At 41.9% G+C, this 5,531-nt stretch carries 8 protein-coding genes; 1 reads left to right on the plus strand and 7 read right to left on the minus strand.

Translation table 11 applies throughout. The features are described 5' to 3' along the window. Together Q0224_RS02750 and Q0224_RS02755 are read right to left on the minus strand one after the other, a co-directional pair. A partial coding sequence (locus tag Q0224_RS02750; RefSeq protein WP_297948931.1) for a hypothetical protein occupies positions 1 to 370 on the minus strand: 370 nt, incomplete at its 3' end. Positions 371 to 398: 28 nt separating this feature from the next. After that, complete coding sequence (locus Q0224_RS02755; protein ID WP_297948932.1) at positions 399 to 1,007, minus strand: hypothetical protein; 609 nt, start codon at positions 1,005 to 1,007, stop codon at positions 399 to 401. Between the two features lie 27 nt (positions 1,008 to 1,034). On the opposite strand from Q0224_RS02755, the gene Q0224_RS02760 reads away from it, so the two are divergent. Beyond that, positions 1,035 to 1,157: a hypothetical protein gene (locus Q0224_RS02760; RefSeq protein WP_297948934.1), complete on the plus strand. Its 123-nt coding sequence runs from the start codon at positions 1,035 to 1,037 to the stop codon at positions 1,155 to 1,157. Positions 1,158 to 1,320: 163 nt separating this feature from the next. Here Q0224_RS02760 and Q0224_RS02765 read toward each other — a convergent pair whose 3' ends face one another. The 5 genes from Q0224_RS02765 to Q0224_RS02785 form a co-directional block, all read right to left on the minus strand. Then, positions 1,321 to 1,455 carry a hypothetical protein gene (locus tag Q0224_RS02765; protein WP_297948935.1) on the minus strand — a complete coding sequence of 45 codons (135 nt, stop codon included), beginning with the start codon at positions 1,453 to 1,455 and terminating at the stop codon, positions 1,321 to 1,323. Next, entirely contained in the window at positions 1,439 to 2,086 is a 648-nt protein-coding gene (locus tag Q0224_RS02770; RefSeq protein ID WP_297948936.1) for a hypothetical protein, read from the minus strand. Before Q0224_RS02770 ends, Q0224_RS02765 begins: the two co-directional genes overlap by 17 nt. Then, the gene (locus Q0224_RS02775; protein ID WP_297948938.1) at positions 2,083 to 2,232 is read right to left on the minus strand and encodes a hypothetical protein; all 150 of its coding nucleotides are present in this window, start codon (positions 2,230 to 2,232) and stop codon (positions 2,083 to 2,085) included. The genes Q0224_RS02770 and Q0224_RS02775 overlap by 4 nt, the downstream gene beginning before the upstream one ends. A 49-nt stretch (positions 2,233 to 2,281) precedes the next feature. Beyond that, positions 2,282 to 3,082, minus strand: a complete 801-nt coding sequence (locus tag Q0224_RS02780) for a hypothetical protein (protein WP_297948939.1) — start codon at positions 3,080 to 3,082, stop codon at positions 2,282 to 2,284. Positions 3,083 to 3,535: 453 nt separating this feature from the next. Further along, positions 3,536 to 4,975 (minus strand): DUF4139 domain-containing protein, encoded by a 1,440-nt coding sequence (locus tag Q0224_RS02785; protein WP_297948940.1) that lies wholly within the window; start codon positions 4,973 to 4,975, stop codon positions 3,536 to 3,538. Between the last annotated feature and the right edge of the window lie 556 nt (positions 4,976 to 5,531).

Consider the following 5,531-nt stretch of genomic DNA (forward strand, 5'->3'; position numbering starts at 1 on the left):
ATGCAAACGCCACGCTCCAGCCGGCGGCACGCTCGCCCCAAAAATACCCCGCCGCGAGGCATGCCAAAAACCCGCCGTAAAAAGCGCCGAGCGATAAATTTTCTACCGCAAAAAGCAGTAAACTGAGATTTGGATTTTCTACAAACAGCTTGCTTAGCTTAAAATTTTTATACCTTTTGAACAAATACCAAAGCAGCGCGCAAGCCAAAATCGCAAATGCTGCCGCAAAAACGGCGATTCTCGGTGCACCTGCCAAAGGCAAAACCGCCAAAATCAATGCCGCTGCCCACCAATCAAGCAAGAAAACCATCGGCACCGCCAGCAAATACCTCGCCGTCCTGTGAAATTTATACCTTTGCTCCGCACTCACTATATCTTGTGTACTCCTTGACATTTTATCAGGGCATATCTGCCAATTCTTTTATCATACTCTCAACACTTTTGTCTATATTGGTTTTCGTAGTGCCACAGTTATCAAATTCTAAATAGCTAATATTTTGTTTAAGATCTGATTTATGGTTCTCATACCAACTTAATTCTTTATTTATTTGCTCCATAAATTTTTCGTTATCAAAAAGATAGATGTAGGTAAAAGCCAATTTATTTCTATTTAGAATTATGCCATCTCCATTATATAGATAATACTCATGCTCGCCTACTAATTGAATTATCGGAGTAGTAAATCCCGCACTATTTTTATCTAAATTTACGCTTATAAATTCCGGCTTCAAAACAATAGGCTTTAAATTGAGTAATTCAAAATAGATATATCTTGATTTATTAAAAGAGATATTTCTATCTCGGTTTATTTCCAATACTTTATCATACGTTATTTTATTGCCGTACCCATAAGCAGCGTAATAATTCAGCATTTTATTATAGATATCTCTGCATTTATTTATATCCTTGAATTTTTTACAATCATTGCTCCTCGCAGTATAAAGAATTATTTTGCCTTTTTCAAAAAAATCCAAAATCGCTCTTTTATACAGCTCCTCTTTGGGCAAAATTCTATCCTCTTTTAGGCAGTATCCTTGATTGTATTTGTTGTAGTCGAAAGTAGAAACTATCACGAAGCCTCGCGAAGTGGAGTAGTCGGGAATTATACGGATAAATGCGGCACAGAGTATTATTATAAGAAGCAGCACTGCGGCTAGGATTTTAAATTTAAGTTTGCGAAATTTCATAATGATCCTTTAAATGCCGCCAGCGAAGCAAACGCATACTTCGCCGTCCTGTGAAATTTAAATTTATACCTTTGCTCCGCATCCATCGGTCTTAAGTCCCATAAATTTTTTAATGAAATTAATATTAGAGAATTTAGCGCCTCTCTATATCTCTACCGCCCAAATAATATTCTTCCAGCGGATAATTTATATTGCCGCAGTTATCAAATTTAAAACCTTTTCCGATACCGACTACGGCATTTTTTCTCTCTTTATAGTATTTCTTCACGATAATAAAATTTCCTCTCTCTCGTATCGCACAGATACTCCGAATGGTTAAATTGCATATAATTGCCGTTAAATATAGCAAATTTATCAAGAAACAAAGTACCTGTGACTTCTTTCTCGCCACCGCCAACCCTAACTATCGGTCTGTCAAATCCAACGCTCGTATCTTTCAAATTTATTTTTAAATATTTCTTCGGATCGGTTTTTTTAGCCTTTAAATCTTTCATCAGTATCTGCTCGGTCGTTTTTCCCTCTTGATAATATTTTTCTAATACCTCAAAACAATTTGATAAGTTTATATTTTCTAGTTCATAGTATGCAACCTCGTATCTACTGGACCAAAGACTACCGAAGGTTTTCAACCTATAAGCATCAATCATCCAATATAGCTTTACATCATAGTCCAAATATGCCCCGGCTACTCTTTTATATAGCTCCTCTTTGGGCAAAATTCTGTTTTCTTTGAGGCAATAGCCCTGCTTGTATTTGTTATAGTCGGAAAGAGAAACGACAGCGAAACCTCGTGAAGTGGAGTAATCGGGAATTATACGGATAAATATGGCGCAGAGTATTATTATAAGAAGTAGCGCTCCAGCTAGCACTTTAAATTTAATAGACCTGTAGAATTTCATATCAGTCCTTTTCTATCCATCCATTCGTTAGAGGCTAATTTTTTCGGACCAGGAGGAGTTTTCTTCCCCCACAAATAATAACTCAATATATCGGCTCCGTAATTACCCTCTAAGTCTAATCTTAGATCAGTTTCTTTTTTGCTCATCTCTTATCCTTTTTCGGTTACATTCGTTAAGATAAAATTTCGACTAACTTTATCCGCCGTGAATCCACATATCCAGTTCCTGTTCCGCCGGAGCTTTGATATCAAAATTTATATTTCCGCAATTATCGTATGAGAATTTACGTCGCAAATGCTTCATATGAATATAAGCCAAGACTTTGTTAAAGTTTTCTAAACTCTCATATCCGCTTTTTATTGCCATTAAATTTTTAATAACATTATATTCAATGTAAAAACTTATATCATCGACATCAACATAATTCACAAAAAATTGATTTTCTTTAATTAAAAATGATTTTTCTAAAAACATTTTTCCGTTATGAAATGGATTTTTCTCTTCCGATAAGATAATAGGCTGTCTAAAGCCTAAAATTTCATCCTTATACACAAAGTATTTGGATAGATCGGAGATATCTATTTGCGTCTTGTCTTTTATCTCATAATCAAAACTCTTTCTATCGGTATTTTCAACTAAAAAATCAAACCAGTTTTCTTCATTAAAATCGCCGATTAGATAGAGCTTGGAGATGCGCGCCGTATAAAAACTATGGCCGAAAATTTTTATATCGTGCTCGTCGATAATGGTATTTCGCAAAATTTCATAGTCGTGATATCTTTTAAAATAATTTATAGCGGCATTTCGAAGTAACTCTTCGTTGCTCAGAATTCTATTCTCTTTTAGACAATATCCCTTTTGATATTTGTAATAGCCAAAAATAGTAACTACGCAGGAGCCTTGCGAAGCGGAGTAATCGGGCACGATGCGGATAAACAGGGCGCAGAAAAGTAGCACTGCGGCTAGGATTTTAAATTTAAGTTTGCGAAATTTCATTACGATCCTTTAGGCGCCGCCAGCAAGGCTAGCACGCCTCGCCGCTGCGTTAAATTTATACCTTTGCTTCGTGTTCATCGCCCTGAGCTTTTAAATTCGAGATAAATTTACGCGATGCTCAAAGTTTTTCTATCCGTACCAACCCCCTGCGCCGCTAAATTTCATATCTCGCGCCGCTAAATTTTAAATTGCCGTAGCATTTAAATTTAAATTCTCGCCGCGCTCAAATTCCTCTCGGCACGGCGCCAAAAATTTCAGATAAGCTCTAAAGCCGCAACCTTAGTTTTATGCCCGCAAGCTTTAATCGCGCCGTAAAAGGTCAGTCTGCCGCGTAAAATTCAGCGGCGCGGCAAAAGGGGAGCTCGTCTCATAAAACGGTGCTGCATAAAATTTAGCCACACAGCAAAAAGCTACTTCGCACCACAAAATTTAACCGCGCGGCGCCAAAGCTTGTTACTTCTTCGGTTTGCTTAGCTCATAGCCGAAGTGGATCTTTTTACTCTCGCCCGGCTTTAGCTCAAAGTCCCAGCTAAGCAGTCCGTCCTTGCCGAGGCTACTCTGCTCGGGCGAGTTTTTCAGCGCCACCTTTACGTCCTCATGCGTCGAAACGGGCGCTCGCTCTTGTAAAACCACGTTCCAAGCGCGCCTGGAGCCGTTTTTGATCTCGTATTCCCAAGCCATGGAATTTTTGCTTTCGCCGCCGAAAAAGGAGTTTTTCGTAAAGTTGTTCGCCTGCTCCTTTTTGACTTCGATCAGGCTGTTTTTGCCCAGATATGCCGTAGCCTCGGAGTTTGCGGCAAAGCCTAGATGCACGAGCCCGATCTGCACGCCGTCGAGCTTTATTAGCGTTTCGCTCTCCTCTATGTTTCTTACGGGGCTAAATTTAGCTCGCACGTAGGCCGCCTCGCTGCCGTAGCCGTCGATGAGCAGATCAAATTTCGCATCCAGGCTCTGTTTATCGAAGCTAAACTCGCCCGTCTCGCCCGCTTTGAGGCTTACGCCGCTGATTTTCCACGCCTTTGAGAGCGAGTTTTCGATATTCGCGCCCGTCCTTGCATACGACGATCTAGCCTCCATCGCAGGCGCGACCCTATCCATAGTCGCCGTCTCTAGCATCACATCCTTTTTATACGCCGCCGCGGGCGCCGGCTTTGCAGGCTCGCCCTCGTACCATGGATAAAACGGCTGCGGCGCGGTCTGCGAGGAGTATTCGTAAGGATACAGCGCGATCGTTAAATTTGCTAGCTCCGCGTTTAGCGGATTTTGCACCGAGAGTTTTTGCGCGACCTCGATTTTGCCGCTTGCAAGATCGGCAGAGAGCTCGTTGTGCGTGTAGGCGCTTACGTCAACGGGGTAGCTGATCTTAACGAAGCTCGGATCGCAGCCAAAGTTTGCGTTTAAGCGACGCTCGTTTTTGATGTGATATTTTGAAATTTTCTCTTTGAGCTTTCCGATTTGCTCGTCCGTCTTTGAAATTTCGCCCGCTACAAGCAGGACTTCGTCGTAAATTTTTTGCGAATCCGCCTTTAAGCTCGCCAAACTTCTATCTTTTAAGCTCGCAAAATCGCTTAAAAAGCGCTGCTGCGCTTTAAGCGCGACCAGGCGGTCGTTCAGCTCGCGCAGGCTTTTTTCGTCCGCTTCTTTTTTGGCGAATTCCGCGTTTTTCACGGGCTCGATCTCTCCCAAAGATAATTCGCGCACCTCGCAAGAGCTCGCGATCTCGATGCTGCGGATATCCAAGTACTCCGGCACGTTCACGCTGAAGTTTGATTTTTGCGCGCCGAAGTTTTGGTACAAGAAGGCGGAGTTCGCGTAGATCTCAAGGCTATTTTCCTGCGCGCTTAAATTTACGGCAAGCGCCGCAGCTGCGCTTAAAAGCACTATTTTTTTCATTTTCGCTCCTTAAAAATTTTACGTAATTGTAACGATAAATTTTGATTTTTATGCTTAAAATTCGGAGCGAATTTTAAAATTCCGGTCCTACCGCCCGCTTTGAAATTTTAAAATTTCGCCGCCGTAAAAACTCCGCCGCAGAGGCTAAAATTTTACCGCTGCTAGCGCTATATAAGCTTTGTTGCTCGCGAAGCCAAACTGATAAATTTTAAAATTTTGCGCAGCAAAATTTCTGACTATCTTTCGCGGAGACTTCGCAAGCGTCTTAACGCTTGCTCGTATTGCTCCGCTCAGGTGCAGGGAGTGCTTGCACTCCCGCTCGCAAGGATGAGCTTAGCTCGTCCGCGAATTTAAACCGATAAAAATGCAGGCGTTAGCCTGCCGTAACTTTAGCGGGGCGTGGGGCAGAGCCCCGCTCGCAGGCTCGGATCTTGTTCGAACCGAGAAGTTAAACCGATAAAAATTCAAAATTTTGCGTAGCAAAATTTCTGTAACTTTAGGTGGGTGCAGGGAGTGCTTGCACTCCCGCTCGCAAGGACGAGCTTAGCTCGTCCGC

Origin of the sequence: uncultured Campylobacter sp., assembly GCF_938002845.1 — a bacterium.
Lineage (GTDB): Bacteria > Campylobacterota > Campylobacteria > Campylobacterales > Campylobacteraceae > Campylobacter_B.

Coding starts and splice junctions, on each gene's coding strand:
- Q0224_RS02785 (WP_297948940.1), bottom strand. CDS start 4,975: ATGAAAAAAATAGTGCTTTTAAGCGCAGCTGCGGCGCTTGCCGTAAAT.
- Q0224_RS02770 (WP_297948936.1), bottom strand. CDS start 2,086: ATGAAATTCTACAGGTCTATTAAATTTAAAGTGCTAGCTGGAGCGCTA.
- Q0224_RS02775 (WP_297948938.1), bottom strand. CDS start 2,232: ATGAGCAAAAAAGAAACTGATCTAAGATTAGACTTAGAGGGTAATTAC.
- Q0224_RS02780 (WP_297948939.1), bottom strand. CDS start 3,082: ATGAAATTTCGCAAACTTAAATTTAAAATCCTAGCCGCAGTGCTACTT.